The organism is Xenorhabdus khoisanae (assembly GCF_001037465.1).
Taxonomy (GTDB): Bacteria; Pseudomonadota; Gammaproteobacteria; order Enterobacterales; family Enterobacteriaceae; genus Xenorhabdus; species Xenorhabdus khoisanae.
This window is the reverse complement of record NZ_LFCV01000054.1, coordinates 17,886-37,569: the sequence shown is the minus strand read 5'-3', so window position 1 is coordinate 37,569 and position 19,684 is coordinate 17,886. Positions and strand designations below refer to the sequence as shown.

The following is a 19,684-nucleotide window of genomic DNA, read 5'->3' as shown; positions in this document are numbered from 1 at the left end:
CTGAATAAAAAACATCAGCGAAAGGAGCGTAATAGATAACATAACCCACTGGTGCATCATCGGAATGTTCTCAACACTCTTTACCAATACATATGCTAGCAATACACACGTTAGCCATTACGCCAACACCAAGGATGGAGCACGGAAAGCCAGTGGCATTTCAGCTTCATCTTCAAATGTGACAAACTCCCAAGCGCTTTCCTGTGCCAAGACTGTTTGCAGCAGCTTGTTGTTCAATGCATGGCCTGATTTGAACGCAGTAAAGGCGCCAATGATGTTGTAGCCACACATAAACAGATCGCCGATCGCATCCAGCATTTTATGGCGTACGAATTCATCTTCGAAGCGCAAACCATCTTCATTGAGTACGCGATAATCATCTACTACAATCGCACAATCGAAGCTGCCGCCAAGGCACAATCCTTTAGATTGCAGATACTCAATATCGCGCATGAACCCGAAAGTACGTGCACGACTGATCTGGCGAACAAATGAATCTGCTGAGAAATCCAGAGCATAACGCTGCGAGCCGGAATCAATCGCGGGGTGGTTAAAGTCAATGGTAAAATCGAGACTAAAACCGTGATAAGGCGATAATTCAGCCCATTTATCACCCTCTTCCACACGAACGCTCTCTTTCATGCGCACGAATTTTTTCGCTACATTCAGTTCTTCAATACCCGCATCCAATAGCAGGAAAACGAACGGGCTAGCGCTACCATCCATAATCGGGATTTCTGGCGCATCGACTTCAACAACAATGTTATCGATACCCAGCCCTGCCAACGCTGCATTCAAATGCTCAACGGTTGAAATCCGTACATTATGCTCATTCACCAGACAAGTGCAGAGCATGGTATCACGTACAGATTTGGCATCTGCCGGAAAATCTACCGGAGGATTCAGGTCAGTACGACGATAGATGACCCCGGTATTAGCCGGTGCTGGACGCATTGTCAGCGTGACTTTTTTGCCAGTGTGCAAACCGACGCCGGTCGCTTGAACAATACGTTTTAATGTCCTTTGTTTGATCATCGTTTATATCTCGCAATATTACTTATCCTGCCAATCACTATAAAGCATGATTGGCAGGATAGTTTAGCACAAAAAGCGGAGAAACCAATTTTTTAGCAATCAATCAGCCTGCTTGCGTAAAAATGCAGGAATGTCCAGATAATCAGGTTCCTTGCTCGTATGCGTACTCTGGTCATTAACGACTTTGGCTGCTGTTTTGTTCTCATCAGACAATGAAGGAATGCCACCAGGCATCTGCTGGTAACGGCGATCCATCGTGTTTGCCTGAGGCGCTTTGTTGTTGGTCACCAGCGTAATTTCCGGACGTTTATCCATCCCAATGCCGGTAGCCACGACAGTAACGCGCAACTCATCGTTCATATCTGGATCCAGTGACGTACCGATAACTACCGTTGCATTATCAGAAGCAAATGCACGGATTGTGTTACCCACCGTTTCAAATTCATCCAGTCGCAGGTCGAAGCCCGCTGTAATGTTAACCAGAACGCCGCGTGCACCAGAAAGATCAATATCTTCCAGCAATGGGCTGGAGATAGCCATTTCTGCTGCCTCTTCCGCTCGATCTTCACCTTGTGCAATACCAGATCCCATCATGGCGTAACCCATTTCAGACATCACGGTACGAACGTCAGCGAAGTCAACGTTCATCAATCCCGGGCGGGTAATCAGCTCGGCAATACCCTGTACCGCTCCTTTCAGAACGTCATTGGCTGCACCGAATGCATCCAATAGGGAAATACCGCGACCCAGAACTTTCAGTAACTTATCATTTGGAATGGTAATCAATGAATCCACATGTTTGGACAGTTCAGTGATCCCTTGTTCCGCGAAGGCCATACGTTTTTTGCCTTCAAAATTAAATGGCTTAGTGACAACAGCTACAGTCAGAATGCCGAGTTCTTTGGCAATTTCGGCCACAACAGGGGCTGCACCGGTTCCTGTACCACCACCCATGCCTGCGGCGATGAATACCATATCAGCACCTTCCAGTGCGGTACGCAGTGATTCGCGATCTTCTTCCGCAGCAGTACGGCCAACTTCAGGGTTTGCGCCAGCACCCAATCCTTTTGTAATGCCGTTGCCAATCTGGATAGTCTGACCAACAGCCGTCTTACGCAGCGCCTGAGCATCGGTGTTAATCGCAAAGAAGTCTACACCTTCAATACGCTCACGCACCATGTGCTCTACAGCATTACCGCCGCCGCCGCCGACGCCGATGACTTTAATCACCGCGTCGTTGGTTAATTCCAGTGGTTCAAACATAATTTCTCTCCGTTTTGTGCCTTTATATCAAGGCCGGCGACATTGTCGTAGCCTCTGTATAAAAAATCAAAATTCTTTTCTCAGCCAGTGACTGACTTTCTTAAACCAGCCGCTCACTGACGTTCTTTTATCGGCATCAGAGTCTCCCCCAAGGTGAGATTCTTTGCCATAATGCAGAAGCCCAACTGCTGTTGAGTAGCAAGGCTCCTGCACATAATCTGTCAACCCGGTGATGTTCAGGGGACGACCAATGCGCACTTGGGTATGGAATACCCGCTGGGCACAATCGGCAAGACCATCAATCTGGGCGCCTCCGCCTGTCAGGACAATCCCCGCTGCCAAGTGGTGTTTTACTCCCTGCTGACGCAATTGATCCTGCAATCGCAAAATTTCATCGTTTACTAAATTCAGCAGTTCGGTATAACGAGGCTCTATCACCTCAGCCAATGTCTGACGCTGCAAACTGCGAGGAGGACGACCTCCCACGCTCGGGACTTCTACACTCTCATCCTTGCTGACTATTGAGCCCAGTGCGCAGCCATGGCGAACCTTGATGGTTTCCGCATCACTTGGAGGAGTACCAAACGCATAGGCGATATCACTGGTCACCACATTGCCTGCGTAAGGAATAACCTTGGTATGACGCAACGCACCGCCAGTGTATACAGCGATATCCATCGTGCCGCCGCCAATATCAACGACACATACGCCCAATTCACGCTCATCTTCCGTTAGCACAGCATAACTTGCTGCCAGTCCGGCAAAAATAAGCTGGTCAACTTTCAGACCACAACGTTCAACAGCTTTTACGATATTCTTCGCCATGTCGTTATGGCAGGTAATCAAGTGGACTTTTGCCTGCATACGCACACCGGACAGCCCGACTGGATTTTTGATCCCTTCCTGATAGTCAATCGCATATTCCTGTGGGATCACATGCAAAATACGGTGTTCATCACGAACACGAACCGATTTGGCCGTATGGACAACGCTGTCCACATCATCCTGTGTAACTTCTTCATCTGAAATCGGCACCATGCCAATTTCGTTCTGGCAACTGATATGCTTGCCGGAAAGCGCCAGATAGACTGAAGAGATTTGGCAATCTGCCATAAGTTCAGCCTGATCAATGGCTCGCTGTACGCATTTAACGACCGACTCAAGATCGTTGACACCGCCTTTATCCATGCCGCGAGATGGGCAACTTCCTACTCCGATAATATTAACCATACCATCGGGCAGAATTTCACCAACCAGGGCAGATACCTTTGCTGTCCCGATTTCAAGGCCAACTACCAATTTTCTGTCCGTTGATTTGATCATCGTTATTCTGCCTGTTTCTGTATTATTACCAGTCACTGTTTGTTTTCTTGCCCGTTCATTGAAACCGGCGTATCGGTTAATATAGGAGCCCAACCTACCGCAGCACCGCTGTCATAACGTAAGTCAACATAATCCACGCGCTTTCCCGTGTTTTTCAGCAACACAGGATAAAGTTCAACAAAACGTTTCATTCGCTCCATTTTATCTCGATTTCCTAACTCCAATCGGATACCGTTATCCAATATCAACTGCCAGGAGTTACGCGCTGTCATGATCACCGTGCTCAATTTGATTTTATGTCCTTCAAGCAAGGCCGCCATTATTCGATATTCATCCAATACGTCTTTTTCTCTGCCTTCTGGTCCCTGTAGCATCGGGTATTGCCCGTTTGCACTGCGTTCCATTGGCAAGCTGAATACCCGGCCTTCTGCATCCAGCATTTGGGTGTCATTCCAGCGCGCATAAGGAACGTATTCTACCAGATGTATTTTCAGTTCATCAGGCCATTGTTTACGTACAGTGACCTGCCGAATCCATAGCAGTTGTTCAATCTTTTCTTGAATGACGTTGACATCCTGAGTCATAAATGTCTTGGGTGCCCCCAAAGACAAAATAGCCTGTCTGACATCATCATTCGTGGTGTAATGGCGTTCACCAGTCAACACCAGTTTTGAGAGCGGTAATCTGTTCGAATCCTTCATCCAGTCCAAGGTCATCCAGCCTCCCCATGTGATGATACCAATCACCATTAGGAAGAAAATAATCCCTACCAGATAATAACCATTACTGGGACGAGCTCCCTGAGCTTCACTCTCCCGCTCCCGGAAATTCCGGGCTGCCTGTGACATATCAATCAGCCAATTCCAAAATTCTCGCTACGAGTTGAGAAAAATTGAGTCCTGCCTGACGCGCAGCAATGGGCACCAGGCTATGGCTGGTCATGCCCGGGGAAGTATTCACTTCCAACAGGTAAAAGTTACCATTGCCATCGTCCATAATATCGACTCGTCCCCAACCACTACATCCCAGCGCCTTGTAAGCCCTTGATGCGATCTCTATCAGTTCCTGTTCTTTTTCCGCACTTAAACCGCTTGGGCAGAAGTATTGTGTTTCGTTGGAAATATATTTCGCATCGTAGTCATAAAACACATCCGGAGCTTGGATACGGATTGAAGGAAGCGCCTCATTCCCCAAAAAACCCACGGTATATTCAGGCCCAAATAACCATTTCTCAACCAACACATTAGTGTCGTACTGGAATGCCAATTCCAATGCGCCGCGCAATTCGGAATAGTCATTCACTTTAGTCATCCCTACACTGGAACCTTCCAGATTGGGTTTAATCATTAATGGCAAGCCTAATTCTTGAACATACTCTTTGAGTTGAAAATCATTAACTTGTTCAAATTTTTGAACATTAATTGCGACATAAGGAGAAACCGGCAGTTTTGCTCCTTGCCATAGATGTTTTGTGCGCAATTTGTCCATTGACAAGGCTGAGGCCATAACACCACTACCGGTATAAGGAAGTTGTAAAAATTCCAACAAACCTTGCAGAGTGCCATCTTCACCGCCACGACCATGTAGCGCGATAAAAACTTTACTGAATCCTTCTTCCTTGAGTTTAGTCACATCAAAGTCTTTTGTATCAACTGAGTGAGCGTCAATACCGGCTTCTTTCAGCCCTGCCACAACAGCTTGTCCTGACAGCAGTGATACCTCACGTTCAGCGGATGTTCCACCTAACAGAACGGCGACTTTATCAACCATGATGTTCTCCCTCATTAAAAGATGGCTGTAATTTTGTTTCAGCCAGATTGCGCGCTATTTTACCGATATTACCGGCACCCTGTACCAATACTAAGTCGTTGTTTTCTATTACTTGTGACAGCATGACTGAAATTTGCTCAGGCTCTGACACGAAAATCGGATCCAATTTTCCACGGCTACGGATAGTACGGCATAACGAACGGCTATCCGCTCCAGGAATAGGGGTTTCACCTGCTGCATATACATCCAGCATCAATAAAACATCTACCTGATTCAGAACATTGGCAAAATCATCATATAAATCACGCGTTCTTGAATAACGGTGCGGCTGGAATACCATCACTATACGTTTATCCGTCCAACCAGCCCGTGCAGCTTTAATCGTAGCGTCAACTTCAGTTGGATGATGACCATAATCATCTACCAACATCACACTGCCGTCTTTCCCATTGATATGCCTGAGGGAAAACTCACCCAGGAAATCAAATCGACGTCCGGTTCCCTGAAATTCTGCCAGTGACGCCAAAATAGCAGCATCATTGATGCCCTCTTCTGTCGCTACAGCCACAGCAGCCGTCGCATTCAACGCGTTGTGACGCCCCGGTGCATTTAACACCACATGCAGTTCTGGCAAATCATGCCGGCTAATAGTGAAGAATCCCTGTGCTCCCTTCTGCTCATAGTGAGTAATACGAACGTCCGCTTCCTCGCTAAAACCGTAGGTTGTGATATAACGCCCAATCCGGGGAATGAGTTCTTTCACAACAGGATCATCAATGCACATCACAGCCCGACCATAAAACGGCAGGTTATGCAGGAAATTAACGAACGTCTGTTTCAGATTTTCGAAGTCTCCCTGATAGGTATCCATATGGTCTGCTTCAATATTGGTGACCACTGCCATCATGGGTTGCAAGTGTAAAAATGACGCATCACTTTCATCAGCTTCCGCAATCAGGTAACGACTGCTACCTAAACGGGCATGTGTGCCTGCGGCCTTCACTAGCCCACCATTAACAAAGGTTGGATCGAGACCCGCTTGCGCATAAATACCGGCAATCATGGCTGTTGTAGTCGTTTTTCCATGCGTTCCTGCAATGGCAATGCCATGACGGTAACGCATAAGCTCTGCCAACATTTCTGCACGGCGAATCACTGGAATGCGCGCTTCACGAGCCGCAATAATTTCTGGGTTATCCGCAGGAATAGCTGTGGATGCAACCACTACGCTGGCATCCCGCACGTTTTCCGGGCGGTGATTAAAATAAATAGTTACGCCCAGTGCAATCAGTTGTTGTGTGACAGGATTGGGCGCCAGATCAGAACCACTTATCTGATAACCTTCATTAGCCAACACCTCGGCGATACCACCCATGCCAGCACCACCTATGCCGACAAAGTGGATATGCCTGACTTTTCTCATTTCAGGCACTGAAGTTCTTAATTTCGCCAATTGTTGTGTATTCACGTTTTAATCTTCACTCGTTATGTTTACTTCACCGTTCTATTTAGAACGGCCTGAATGATTTTCAACAGCATCGATCAACGCTGCTGACACCCGCTCGGTTGCGTTAATGATAGCCACTGAGCGCGCTTTTTCTGCCATTTCCAGTAATTGAGGGCGTTGCCACTGAGTTAACAATTCTGCCACCGCATCGACCGTAAACTCAGGCTGTTCGAGTATCTTTGCAGCCCCTACTTTCTCCAATGGCAAGGCATTCCAATATTGCTGGCGATCTTTATGCTGGAATGGAACAAAAATGGCAGGTAAGCCCGCAGCAGAGATTTCACTGACCGTCAATGCACCAGAACGACACACCACAACATCTGCCCATGCATAAGCCTGTGCCATATCATCAATAAATTCAGTCACTTTGAATTCAGACTTGACCAAATTTTCATATTTTTTCTGGGTTTCTTCCTGAGCGCCCTTACCCGCCTGATGCCATAATGTGACTTTATCGCCCAAGCGAGCGGCGACTTCTGGCATAGTCTGGTTCAGAATTCTTGCTCCCTGGCTACCACCAACAATCAGCACCCGGACAGGGCCTTCACGCCCAACCAAACGCTGTGCAGGCAGGGGCAATGCCAGTACATCTTCCCGTACAGGGTTGCCAACAACCGGCGCTTTAGGAAATGCTCCCGGAAATGCCTGTAAAACCGTTTTGGCAATTTTAGCCAACCAACGATTAGTCAACCCTGCGATACCATTTTGTTCATGCAGAACAACGGGAATGCCACATAACCATGCGGCTATTCCACCAGGGCCAGAGACATAGCCTCCCATCCCCAGTACAACGTCCGGCTGGTAACGACGCATAATCGCTTTTGCCTGCCGAATCGCTTTAAAAATTCTAATGGGGGCCGCCAGTAGTGCTTTGATTCCCTTGCCCCGCAATCCTGAAATTTGAATAAACTCGATATCAATTCCATGCTTTGGAACCAAATCAGCTTCCATACGATCAGCCGTTCCCAACCAGCGAATATCCCACCCTTGCTCTTTTAAATGGTGGGCAACAGCCAGTCCCGGAAACACATGACCGCCTGTACCACCTGCCATCACCATTAAACGCCGGTTTTTGCCACTCATTTGGGGCTCCTTACGAACGCCTGTGCTTTTGTCAGGCGCACTTCATAATCAATTCGCAATAACAAGACAATGGCTGTCGACATCACAATCAGACTCGAACCACCGTAACTCACCAGAGGTAATGTTAATCCTTTCGTTGGCAGCATACCCGCCGCTGCGCCAACGTTGATGAATGCCTGAAAGCTGAACCATACGCCGATTGCGCAAGCCAAAAAGCCTGAAAACCGTTGATTAAGCTGCAATGCCCTGCGACCAATCATCATTGCGCGGAAAGCGACGAAGAATACCATTGCCAACACTAAAACCACACCGAAATAACCTAATTCTTCGGCCAGAATGGAGAAAATAAAGTCAGTATGGGCTTCTGGCAGGTATTCCAATTTTTGGACTGAATTTCCCAGCCCTTGCCCGAAGAAACTTCCACGACCAAATGCCATTAGTGACTGAGTTAACTGATAACCACTACCGAACGGATCATCCCACGGGTTCAGAAAAGAAGTCACCCTGCGCATACGATAAGGTTCAGCAACAATCAGTACGCATACGGCAAATATTCCACAGCCAATGATGGCAAGGAACTGCCATAATTTTGCCCCTGCCAGAAACAGCAGTGCCAATGTTGTAACAAACAACACAATCACTGTGCCTAAATCCGGCTGTGCCAACAGCAAAATCGCCAATGCAACCATGACACCCATTGGCTTGCAGAACCCCCAGAAATTGTTTCTGACTTCCTCAACCTTTCTGACCAGATAACTGGAGAGGTAGCAAAAGAGCGATAATTTCGACAATTCGGCAGGTTGAATACGCAGCGGGCCAATCGCCACCCAGCGTGACGCACCATTGACCGAGCTACCGACAAACAGCACCACAACCAACATCATAATTGTGCACAACAACATGACATTGCTGTAACGCAGCCAGAAATCCATCGGAATGCGCAGCGTGACCAGAGATAAGGCAAAGCACAGTAACAAATAAATCGCATCACGTTGCGCGAAGATAAAAGGATCTTTAGCGAGACGCTGACCAACTGGCATTGAGGCTGATGTCACCATAATAAAGCCGATAACAGCCAGCCCCAATATCATCCAGACCAGGGTACGATCATACATGACGATATCTGTGGTATCTGCTTCCACATTTCCCGCCAACCAATTTTTAAATTTACCAAGGCCTGGAATGGTCATCAGCCTAACTCCTCTGCCAAACGGGCAAATTCATGACCACGATGTTCAAAACCATTGAACTGATCGAAACTCGCGCAAGCTGGCGACAGTAAAACCATATCGCCAACAACTAACTTAGATGCAATTTCTCTCATCGCCTGTTCCATCGTTTCTGTCAGTATTGAGATTTCAGGACGCAATTGCGCCAGTTGATCCCCATCACGACCAAAACAGTAAAGACGAATATTATTCCCTGAGATATAGGGTTTCAGCGGAGTAAAGTCTGCCGCTTTTCCATCGCCGCCCAATAAAAGATAAAGCGTACCTTCCAGGTTCAGCCCATTGAGTGCCGCTTGGGTACTGCCAACATTGGTTGCTTTAGAATCATTTACCCAGCGAACGCCATTTCTCATATGAATCACCTGAAAGCGATGCTCCAACCCAGAGTAAGTCCGCAATGCCTGAAGGCTCGCCGCACGAGGAATACCGACAGCATCCGCCAAAGCCAATGCTGCCAGCCCATTCGTGTAGTTATGTTGCCCAGCCAACTGCATTTCACGGGTTGACAACACAGGGGACTGCTTGACCACCAATTGTTGCTGTTCGCTGTCAAGTTGATAATCCCCGCAGTCCACACCAAAGCTGGTACAACGGCTATCTTTGCCTGCTTCTGGTAACGTCAAAACATCTTGTTCATTCACTACACAGACTTTTGCCTGATCGTAAATTTGCAATTTCGCCGCTCGATACTGTGACAACCCTTTTGGATAGCGCACCATATGGTCTTCGGTGACATTCAGCACAGTCGCAGCGGCGGCTTTCAGGCTGTAAGTCGTTTCAAGCTGGAAGCTGGAAAGCTCCAATACATACAACTGACAAGGCTTTTTCAGTAATTCCAGAGCAGGGATACCAATGTTTCCCCCTACCCCAATCTGCCATCCGGCTTCTTTTGCCATCTCTCCGACCAGAGTAGTCACTGTGCTTTTTCCGTTTGAGCCCGTAATGGCAACAATCGGTGCCATAGCTTCACGGCAAAACAGCTCAATGTCTCCAACAATTTCAACGCCAGCATCAGCCGCTGCCTGCAATTCAGGCGTTGCCAGCGCAATTCCCGGACTGGCAACGATCAAGTCAGCATCAAGCAGCCATTGTTTATTTAAACTGCCAGTGTGGCATTCAACATCATCAGGCAGCTTATCGCTGCCCGGTGGTACGATACGGGTATCCATTACACGCGGAGTCACACCCCGTGTGATAAAAAAGTCAACACAGGAAAGACCTGTCAGCCCTAACCCGACAATGACGACTTTTTTACCCCTGTATTCAGTCATGAATAACTTAGCCATGATTAACGTACCTTAAGGGTTGCCAGACCAATCAGCACTAACATCAGGGAAATAATCCAGAAACGCACGATAACGCGCGGCTCTGGCCAGCCTTTCAATTCATAATGATGGTGAATCGGTGCCATGCGGAAAATGCGCTGTCCACGCAGCTTGAATGATCCAACCTGCAAAATGACAGAGAGCGTTTCCACCACAAATACGCCCCCCATGATGACCAACAGGAACTCCTGGCGCAGCAATACCGCAATAGTGCCTAACGCACCACCCAAAGCCAGTGAACCCACATCTCCCATGAACACTTGCGCTGGGTAGGTGTTGAACCACAAGAAGCCCAACCCGGCTCCTACTATCGCGGTACAGACAATCACCAATTCACCCGCGTGACTTAAGTAAGGTATATGCAGATAGTTGGCAAAGTTCACGTTACCCGTTGCCCATGCCACCAAAGCGAAACCTGCTGCAACCAACACCGTTGGCATGATAGCCAGACCATCCAGCCCATCAGTCAGATTCACCGCATTACTGGTGCCTACTATCACGAAATAACTCAACAAAATGTAAAGCAATCCCAGTTGTGGCATCACTTCTTTGAAGAATGGCACTACCAACTGTGTTGCTGGCGTATCTTTGCCGATGCTGTACATGGCAAACGCCACACCCAAAGCTAAAACGGATTGCCAGAAATATTTCCAACGGGCAATTAACCCTTTGGTATCTTTGCGAACCACTTTGCGATAGTCGTCTACAAACCCAACAATGCCATAGCCCAGTAACACAACCAGTACACACCAGACATAAGGGTTATCCAAACGCGCCCACAACAAAACAGAGAGAGTGATGGAGAACAAAATCAGCAAACCGCCCATCGTTGGTGTCCCGCGTTTACTGAAGTGGGATTCCGGGCCATCATTACGCACTACCTGACCAATCTGTAGCTTTTGCAGATAAGCAATCAGGGTTGGCCCCATCCATAACGCAATGAATAATGCTGTCAGCAAGCCAACAATGGCTCTGAACGTCAGATAAGAAAAGACGTTAAAACCTGAGTGATATTTAACTAAATATTCGGCCAGCCAAACTAACATTGGAAGTTCTCCTTCAGTGAGTTCACTACCTCTTCCATTGCGGCACTGCGTGAACCTTTAATTAATATGGAAATCATTTCGTGTTGTTCCAGTAAAGAAAGCAGCGCTGCAACTAAATCAGCCTTGTTCGCGAAATGCTGCCCTCGACCACTCGCGTCACTAATATGGGTACTAAGAACCCCTACACTGAATACTTTATTTATATTTGAAGATGCTATGGCTTCTCCCACTTCACAGTGGCACTGAACCGCCTGTTCTCCCAGTTCTCCCATATCACCGACAACCATGACCCGATAATCAGGCATCTGAGATAACACATTCGCTGCTGCAATCATTGAGCCGGGATTAGCGTTATAGGTGTCATCCAACACTACTTTCCCCTCTGTAAGATGAATGGGGAATAAACGACCTGAAACTGCTTTTAATCCTGATAACCCGACACAAATATCTTCCAGAGATGCGCCAACAGAAATGGCAAGCGCACTGGCTGCCAGTGCATTGGCAATATTGTGTTTACCCGGCAATGGCAATGTCAGTTCAATCTTGCCGATTGGAGTATGAAGGCAAAAATGTGTTGCCAGTGGTTGTTCAGAAATATCCGTTGCGTAAAAGTCAGCCCCTGCCGTTGATGAAGCAGAGAAACGCCACACTGTCTGATGCTCACTAATACTGTACTGCCAGTTTTCCCAATCATGGCTATCCAGATTGATAATCGCCGTTCCGGTTGGAGCAAGTCCTTCAAAGATTTCACCTTTTGCCTTTGCAATCCCTTCCAAAGAACCAAATCCTTCCAGATGAGCAGAAAACAGATTATTCACCAGAGCACTTTCAGGACGCGTCATCTCAGTGGTATAGGCAATTTCGCCGGTATGGTTAGCACCCAGTTCAATCACGGCAAATTGGTGTTCATCGGTAAGCCTGAATAAAGTCAATGGCACACCAATGTCATTATTGAAGTTACCCGCCGTATAAAGGGTATTTCCACATTGTCGCAAGATCGCCGCGGTCATTTCCTTGACAGATGTTTTGCCCGACGAACCCGTCAAGGCTACGATCCGCGCTTTGCTTTGTTGACGAACCCAGCCCGCGAGTTTGCCCATCGCCAAGCGCGTGTCTTCGACAATTACCTGAGGGCAATCAATATCAAAGCGACGATTGACCAGCAAAGCTCCTACGCCGAGTGGAGCTACATCAGCAACGAAATCATGAGCGTCAAATTTTTCGCCTTTTAAGGCAATGAACAAACCACCGCGCACAATTTTGCGGCTATCGGTTTCCACAGCATGAATCTTGATATCGGCTGCCTGCTGTTCAGTAACCTGATATAGCATTCCACCTGTTATTTGTGCCAATTGCCGGAGTGTCAGTGGGATCATGCGATTACCCCCAACAAACGAGCAACGGTCAGGCGATCTGAATAATCCAAACGACGATTGCCGACCAATTGATAATCTTCGTGGCCTTTACCTGCCACAAGAACAACATCGTCTTCAACCGCTTGCATAATGGCGCTGGTGACAGCTTCAACACGACCATGAATCGCCATTGCCCGACCCGGATCGATAAATCCGTCCAGAATATCTGCCACAATAGCCTGTGGTTCTTCACTGCGAGGATTGTCATCCGTCACAACCACGCGATCAGCCCCCTGCTCTGCAACACCGCCCATCAGAGGACGTTTGCCTTTATCGCGATCACCACCACAACCAAAGACACACCAGAGTTGCCCCTTACAATGCAGACGAGCTGCCGACAGTGCTTTTTCCAAGGCATCTGGTGTATGGGCATAATCGACAACAACGGTAGGGCGGCCCGCTGCGGAAAAGACTTCCATACGCCCACAAACAGGTTCCAAACAAGACGCTGCTGCCAGCAATTTTTCCAACGGATATTCCAATGACAGCAAGGTCGCGAGCGCCAAGAGTAAGTTACTGACATTGAATGCGCCCATTAGAGGACTGTTGAGCGTTCCATTTCCCCAACTTGAAGTAAATGCAATAGAAGCGCCTTTGTCGTGATAATGGACTGCATTGGCCGATAACCAGCGCCCCTGCCAATTTTCCGGCAAGCGGCTTTCCATCGTAATAGCGACCGCATCTGGTAAGCGAGACAACCATTTCTGTCCCACATCATCATCTGCATTGATGATTTTGTGTTTCACATCATGGCTGCCGAACAGCATCCATTTGGCATCTTCGTAATTCTCCATATCACCATGGTAATCAAGGTGATCGCGGCTTAAATTAGTAAAAACGGCTGCCTGAAATGGCAACGCCGCCACTCTTCCCTGAATCAACCCATGTGAAGAAACTTCCATTGCAGCAAAAGTGGCTTTCTGATTAATAAGTTGCTGTAAATCAAGCTGAATATCAACGGCAGAACCCGTAGTGTTTTCGCTGGGCACAACCATGCCCAACAAACCATTTCCTACCGTCCCCATCACCGCACTGGTTTCTCCCAGCCCTTGGCTCCATTGTGCCAGCAATTGTGTTGTTGTCGTTTTTCCATTGGTTCCGGTAACACCGACCAATGTCAACTTATTACCGGGATGTCGGTAAAATTCACCAGCCAGTTTTGACAATTTATTATTCAAATCATCCAAATAAATAACCGGTACACCGTGCACCGTCTGTATCGTGCCGTTATCCGCTTTTCCCTTCGCTTCTGCAATCACCGCAGCAACGCCTTGAGCGATGGCTTGAGGAATATACTTTCGACCATCTGTTTGATGCCCTTGAATTGCAACAAACAGATCTCCGGCAGCCACTTTACGGCTGTCCAATGTCATTTCACGCAGCGGAAGCTCCGGTGTATCAACACCCCATGGAGCCAATAAATCGCGTAAATTACGATCTGCCACTTTAATCCTCTTTATTTATTAATCATAAATTCGTTTTTATCACCCACAGGTAATGCATCTGGCTCAACGTTCATCGTACGCAGAACACCACTCATGATGGCGCCGAAGATAGGCGCTGCAACCGCACCACCATAGTATTTACCTGCCTGTGGATCATTGATGATCACAACCAATGAAAACCGTGGATTATTCACAGGTGCAACCCCAGCGGTATAAGAAATATGCTTATCATTGAGGTACTTGCCATCCGGCCCGACTTTTCTTGCCGTACCCGTTTTAATCGCAATACGATAACCTTTTATTGCTGCCCGTACACCGCCGCCGCCTGGTAATGCAACGCTCTCCATCATGTGCACGACTGTTCGCATAATGTGCTCAGGAAATACCCGCGTGCCCGGTACAGGGGGATCAACTTTGGTAATTGACAGGGGGCGATAAATGCCCAAGCTGCCTATCGTTGCATAGACACGCGCTAACTGTAACGGCGTTACCATTAGCCCGTAGCCGAAAGAAAAGGTGGCCCTATCAAGATCTGACCACCGTTGTTTATTGGTTGGAAATAAGCCACTACTTTCTCCGACCAACCCCAAATTGGTCGGTTTTCCCATCCCAAAACGTGAGTAAACATTTACCACCTCTGAGGCAGGCATCGCTAACGCCAGCTTGGAAACACCAACGTTACTCGACTTCTGTAAGATCCCAGTGATAGTTAACTCAGAGCGTGGTGCCACGTCTCTGATTTCATGACCACGCGAACCATACGTTAATCGGTATGGTCTGGTATCTAACACCGTATTTTCTTTGACAATGCCACTATTCAGTGCACTCATCACCACCAGCGGCTTCACCGTGGAGCCAGGCTCAAAAATATCGGTGATGGCACGGTTACGCATCGCATCTTTCGGCGTTCCAGCCAAATTATTCGGGTTGTAAGACGGGCTATTGGCCATCGCCAATACTTCACCCGTATTCACATCGACCAGTACAGCCGTACCGGATTCAGCTTTGTTCAGTGAGACGGCTTTAGTCAGTTCCCGATACACCAAGGTCTGAAGACGCTCATCGATGCTAAGCATCAGATCATGGGCAGCCCGGCTATCCGTAGAAGCGACATCCTCAATGACACGGCCTGTGCGATCTTTACGCACAGTCCGACTTCCCGGCATACCTGTCAGCCAACTATCAAAGCTTTTCTCAACGCCTTCAATTCCCGTACCATCAATATTGGTCACGCCAATAATGTGTGCGGTCACCTGCCCCGCCGGATAATAACGACGGGACTCCTGACGCAAATAGATGCCCGGTAATTTCAACTTCTCGACATAATCACCGATGGAGGTATTTACTTGGCGGGCAAGGTAAACAAAGCGCCCATTGGGATACTCATTGATTTTGCCGGTTAGTTGCTCTATCGGAATGGATAGTGCATCAGCCAAAGCCTTCCAGCGGGTATCATCCGTGATACCGCCTTTTTCAAATACTTCTTTGGGATCGGCCCAAACAGCATCAACAGGCACACTAACAGCAAGAGGACGCCCGTTACGATCATTTATCATACCACGGGCGGTCGGGACAGCTTGGACGCGCAGGGAGCGCGAATCACCTTCTTTTACCAAACGGTCAGGATTGATTATCTGCAAATAGGCAACACGAATCAAAAGCCCGATTAAAGCGAACCCAATGCCTCCGCACAGCAAGGCAAAACGCCAGCTTACAAAACTTGCTTTATCTTCTTGCTTTTTCAACTTTAAAGAGCGTGCAGCTTTCATCGCCTACCTTTTAGTTGTCAACTGGACTCATTGAATTATCACAATGTTTTCTTTACTTGGATCAACGTGTTGCATCTGCAATTTTTCAGTTGCAATCCGTTCAACCCGGCTGTGATCACCCAGAGCATTCTCTTCAAGGAGCAGGTTACGCCATTCAATATCCTGAGCATCAAGCTGGATCACTTGGCGCTCTTTCTCCGCAGTCAATAAGCGGGTTTGATGGGTGACCGTCACAACACTGATGGCTGAAATCACAACCGCCACCAGCAAAATCAGTGGGATTTTGGCATTGCGGATCATATCCCCGCCAATAACCCCGACTAATCCATGACGCTCACCTGCCATTATTCACTCACCTTTTCAGCAAATCGCAAAACCGAGCTTCGCGCTCTTGGGTTTGTGGCCACTTCATCCTCTGAAGGCTTCATTTTGCCAATGGATTTCAGACTCCGTCCTCCCAACGCTTTTAGTTGCACTTCTGTGAGAGGTAAACCTGCTGGAACCTGTGGCCCCTGGCTGTGTTGCCGGATAAAGCTTTTCACTATGCGATCTTCCAACGAGTGGAAACTGATGACAGATAATCGCCCCTGTGGTGCAAGAACGCGCAATGCACCATCCAATGCACGTTCTATCTCTTCCAGTTCACTGTTAATGTAAATCCTGATAGCCTGAAAGCTGCGTGTTGCCGGATGTTTATGCCTTTCCTTCACTGGGCTTGCCTGAGCAATGAGTTCTGCCAGCTCTCGGGTACGCGTCATCGGTTGTTCCTGATTGCGTGCCACAATGGCTTTTGCGATACGTCTGGCAAAGCGCTCTTCACCAAATGTTTTCAGTACCCATGCGATGTCATCTGCCTCTGCTTTCATCAACCATTGTGCAGCAGACTGCCCCCGCGTAGGGTCCATCCGCATATCCAGTGGCCCGTCACGCATAAATGAAAAACCGCGTTCAGGATCATCCAACTGTGGGGATGAAACCCCTAAGTCCAGCAATACGCCATCAATTTTCCCAACCAGACCCGCTTCTTCTACATAGGTCGCCAATTCAGAAAACGGCCCATGAGTGATAGAAAAACGCGTGTCAGTAATCGCCTTTGACGCTTCAATGGCTTGTGGATCACGATCAATCGCCATTAAACGCCCATTAGGCCCTAGCTTTGACAAAATCAGGCGTGAATGCCCTCCACGCCCAAATGTTCCATCTATATAAATTCCATCTTCTTGAATATTCAATCCATTGACAGCTTCGTCCAGTAATACACTGGTATGTTTTAAATGACTGTTTGCCATGTTTATAGTGATAAATCCTGTAGCCTTGCTGATAAAGGTTCTTGTGTAGACTGTTCAGCCGCAATGTCATTCTGCACTTGCTGATACCAAACTTGCTCGTCCCACAATTCAAATTTATTAAATTGCCCAACCAGCATGACCTCTTTTGTTAGCCCTGCATGCTGACGCAGTGTATTAGCTAATAAAAGACGCCCTGCATTGTCCATTTGACATTCACTGGCGTGTCCCAATAACAAACGTTGAACGCGACGTTCGGCTGGATTCATGCTGGATAAGCGAGATAACTTTTCTTCGATGATTTCCCATTCGGGTAATGTATAAAGCAACAGGCACGGCTGATGGAGATCAATGGTACAAACCATTTGACCTGTTGATTCCTCATTCAGCGTTTCCCTATATCGGGCTGGTACAGTGAGCCGCCCTTTACTATCGAGATTAACCAGTGTTGCTCCACGAAACATACTCAGGTTACCCCTTGATGGCCCAAATCTCCACATTATCCCACAAATCACCACAATTAAGAGTTTACGGATGGTATGAAAACCTTGTCAAGCCAGAGCCCGTGCGCTTTAGCTAGATTTACAGAAAGATTTGGAAGAGAAAAAGCAGGATTTTTTAGATTTGGCTATATTAATAATAGATAACACTATGATAATTTTGAATAAATTAATAAAGCTGTAGAGAGTTTGTTTTGGCGTGAGGTTTAGAGCAAATACTTACCACTTAAATTAATTTATGCAACTCGCCTCTCATTGTTGCCTGATTGTTAATCAATGAAAACCTATCAATAATAAAAATATATTTAAGTTATTGTAGTATAAAAAATAATAACTTTATGAAATTCAATATTTCCTAAAGAAGTAAAAACAATTAAATATCAACCAAATAAAAAAAACCATTACAGGACAAAAATAAACCATATAAATTATATGGCTTAAGTGGCGAATTATTCACTCGAACATTTTAAATAACATGTTATCGTTTTTAGTTGTCATAAAATTATGTTTAGAGGAGTTTTAGTCAGAATAGTCTTAAAATTATGAAAAAAGTGTATTTTGATGATTTTTGTGGGGCAAACTGTACCCTCACTTTCAATGAGGGTACTCAATTAGGCTTTTCGACTCAGCTTACCGCGACGGCATAAATGACGACGCATTCGGGTTATTCCGGGAACGGGTCGCTGTTTTTCATCTAAACTCGCTAATACCAGCCCCAGAGCACATTCAGCGACATCGCGATGACGCTGTGCCACAGACAAAACAGGGCATTCAAGGAAATCGAGCAACTCATGATCACCAAATGTCGCAATCACTAACTGATCCGGTAGACGACCGCTCCGTTTGAGAATGGTATCCATAACGCCCTGAAGTAAGGCAAACGAAGTGGTATACAGAGCCTGAGGGACCGGGTTTGTTTCTAACCATGAAGCAAATACTTCAGCCGCAGCCTCACGCTCATAGCTATTTGCATACAGATAGTTCACTTCCCGTGGGTCATTCTCCCACGCTTCACGGAACCCTTGTTCACGCAAGAAACTTACCGATAATTCAGGCAATGCCCCTAAATAAAGAACAGATTCTGCCGGGAATTGGCGTAATTCCTGCGCCAACATTTTGGCGTCTTCAAGGTCATCACCAACAACACTGATAAAATGTTCACTATCCAGCGCACGGTCAAGGGCAATGATCGGCAGTGAGCGATTTGCCCAACGCTGGTAAAAAGGGTGTTCAGGAGGCAAAGCCGTGGAAACAATGATAGCATCAACTTGACGTTGCAAAAGATGCTCAACACAACGCATCTCATTATCAGGCTGATCTTCAGAACATGCGATCAATAGCTGGTATCCACGTTGTCGTGCCTGACGTTCAAGATAATTGGCAATACGGGTGTAACTCGTATTTTCCAAATCGGGTATGACTAAACCAATTGAACGGGTACGCCCGGCTCGTAAGCCAGCAGCAACAGCATTAGGATGGTAATTGTGTTCTCTGACCACTGCCATCACTTTTTCTACTGTTTTATCACTAACCCGATACTGCTTGGCTTTACCATTGATAACATAACTGGCCGTAGTACGTGAAACACCTGCTAAGCGGGCGATCTCATCCAGTTTCACATTAACCCCTCAGTAATATGATGAAAAAGCCCTACTTTACAATAGGGCTCAATGAATATCTGTATTTTA

General features: G+C 47.1%; 17 protein-coding genes. All 17 read right to left on the bottom strand.

Annotated elements, in window-relative coordinates:
• Window positions 1-117: 117 nt before the first annotated feature.
• A complete protein-coding gene (gene lpxC, locus AB204_RS09195) occupies window positions 118-1,035 on the bottom strand; it encodes a UDP-3-O-acyl-N-acetylglucosamine deacetylase (RefSeq protein ID WP_047963084.1) in 918 nt (305 codons plus the stop codon).
• A 99-nt stretch (window positions 1,036-1,134) separates the two neighbouring features.
• The gene (gene ftsZ / locus AB204_RS09190; protein WP_047963083.1) at window positions 1,135-2,298 is read right to left on the bottom strand and encodes a cell division protein FtsZ; all 1,164 of its coding nucleotides are present in this window, start codon (window positions 2,296-2,298) and stop codon (window positions 1,135-1,137) included.
• Between the two features lie 66 nt (window positions 2,299-2,364).
• Window positions 2,365-3,621 carry a cell division protein FtsA gene (gene ftsA, locus AB204_RS09185; protein WP_047963082.1) on the bottom strand — a complete coding sequence of 419 codons (1,257 nt, stop codon included), beginning with the start codon at window positions 3,619-3,621 and terminating at the stop codon, window positions 2,365-2,367.
• 32 nt (window positions 3,622-3,653) lie between these two features.
• A complete protein-coding gene (gene ftsQ, locus AB204_RS09180) occupies window positions 3,654-4,469 on the bottom strand; it encodes a cell division protein FtsQ (RefSeq protein ID WP_047963081.1) in 816 nt (271 codons plus the stop codon).
• Between the two features lies 1 nt (window position 4,470).
• The gene (locus tag AB204_RS09175) at window positions 4,471-5,391 is read right to left on the bottom strand and encodes a D-alanine--D-alanine ligase (protein ID WP_047963080.1); all 921 of its coding nucleotides are present in this window, start codon (window positions 5,389-5,391) and stop codon (window positions 4,471-4,473) included.
• Window positions 5,384-6,859, bottom strand: a complete 1,476-nt coding sequence (gene murC / locus AB204_RS09170; RefSeq protein WP_047963079.1) for a UDP-N-acetylmuramate--L-alanine ligase — start codon at window positions 6,857-6,859, stop codon at window positions 5,384-5,386. Before murC ends, AB204_RS09175 begins: the two co-directional genes overlap by 8 nt.
• A 36-nt stretch (window positions 6,860-6,895) precedes the next feature.
• Window positions 6,896-7,981 carry an undecaprenyldiphospho-muramoylpentapeptide beta-N-acetylglucosaminyltransferase gene (murG, locus tag AB204_RS09165; protein ID WP_047963078.1) on the bottom strand — a complete coding sequence of 362 codons (1,086 nt, stop codon included), beginning with the start codon at window positions 7,979-7,981 and terminating at the stop codon, window positions 6,896-6,898.
• Window positions 7,978-9,171: a cell division protein FtsW gene (ftsW, locus tag AB204_RS09160; protein WP_047963077.1), complete on the bottom strand. Its 1,194-nt coding sequence runs from the start codon at window positions 9,169-9,171 to the stop codon at window positions 7,978-7,980. Before ftsW ends, murG begins: the two co-directional genes overlap by 4 nt.
• Window positions 9,171-10,481 carry a UDP-N-acetylmuramoyl-L-alanine--D-glutamate ligase gene (gene murD / locus AB204_RS09155; RefSeq protein ID WP_047963098.1) on the bottom strand — a complete coding sequence of 437 codons (1,311 nt, stop codon included), beginning with the start codon at window positions 10,479-10,481 and terminating at the stop codon, window positions 9,171-9,173. The genes ftsW and murD overlap by 1 nt, the downstream gene beginning before the upstream one ends.
• Before the next feature lie 17 nt (window positions 10,482-10,498).
• A complete protein-coding gene (gene mraY, locus AB204_RS09150; RefSeq protein WP_047963076.1) occupies window positions 10,499-11,581 on the bottom strand; it encodes a phospho-N-acetylmuramoyl-pentapeptide-transferase in 1,083 nt (360 codons plus the stop codon).
• Window positions 11,575-12,957 (bottom strand): UDP-N-acetylmuramoyl-tripeptide--D-alanyl-D-alanine ligase, encoded by a 1,383-nt coding sequence (gene murF, locus AB204_RS09145; RefSeq protein ID WP_047963075.1) that lies wholly within the window; start codon window positions 12,955-12,957, stop codon window positions 11,575-11,577. Before murF ends, mraY begins: the two co-directional genes overlap by 7 nt.
• Window positions 12,954-14,441 (bottom strand): UDP-N-acetylmuramoyl-L-alanyl-D-glutamate--2,6-diaminopimelate ligase, encoded by a 1,488-nt coding sequence (gene murE, locus AB204_RS09140; protein ID WP_047963074.1) that lies wholly within the window; start codon window positions 14,439-14,441, stop codon window positions 12,954-12,956. The genes murF and murE overlap by 4 nt, the downstream gene beginning before the upstream one ends.
• An 11-nt stretch (window positions 14,442-14,452) precedes the next feature.
• Entirely contained in the window at window positions 14,453-16,210 is a 1,758-nt protein-coding gene (locus AB204_RS09135) for a peptidoglycan glycosyltransferase FtsI (RefSeq protein WP_047963073.1), read from the bottom strand.
• Between the two features lie 27 nt (window positions 16,211-16,237).
• On the bottom strand, window positions 16,238-16,558 hold the full coding sequence (ftsL, locus tag AB204_RS09130) for a cell division protein FtsL (RefSeq protein ID WP_084728554.1): 321 nt from the start codon (window positions 16,556-16,558) through the stop codon (window positions 16,238-16,240).
• Entirely contained in the window at window positions 16,555-17,499 is a 945-nt protein-coding gene (gene rsmH / locus AB204_RS09125; protein ID WP_047963071.1) for a 16S rRNA (cytosine(1402)-N(4))-methyltransferase RsmH, read from the bottom strand. Before rsmH ends, ftsL begins: the two co-directional genes overlap by 4 nt.
• A 2-nt stretch (window positions 17,500-17,501) precedes the next feature.
• Window positions 17,502-17,960: a division/cell wall cluster transcriptional repressor MraZ gene (mraZ, locus tag AB204_RS09120; RefSeq protein ID WP_047963070.1), complete on the bottom strand. Its 459-nt coding sequence runs from the start codon at window positions 17,958-17,960 to the stop codon at window positions 17,502-17,504.
• A 647-nt stretch (window positions 17,961-18,607) separates the two neighbouring features.
• Window positions 18,608-19,615: a catabolite repressor/activator gene (cra, locus tag AB204_RS09115; RefSeq protein ID WP_047963069.1), complete on the bottom strand. Its 1,008-nt coding sequence runs from the start codon at window positions 19,613-19,615 to the stop codon at window positions 18,608-18,610.
• Between the last annotated feature and the right edge of the window lie 69 nt (window positions 19,616-19,684).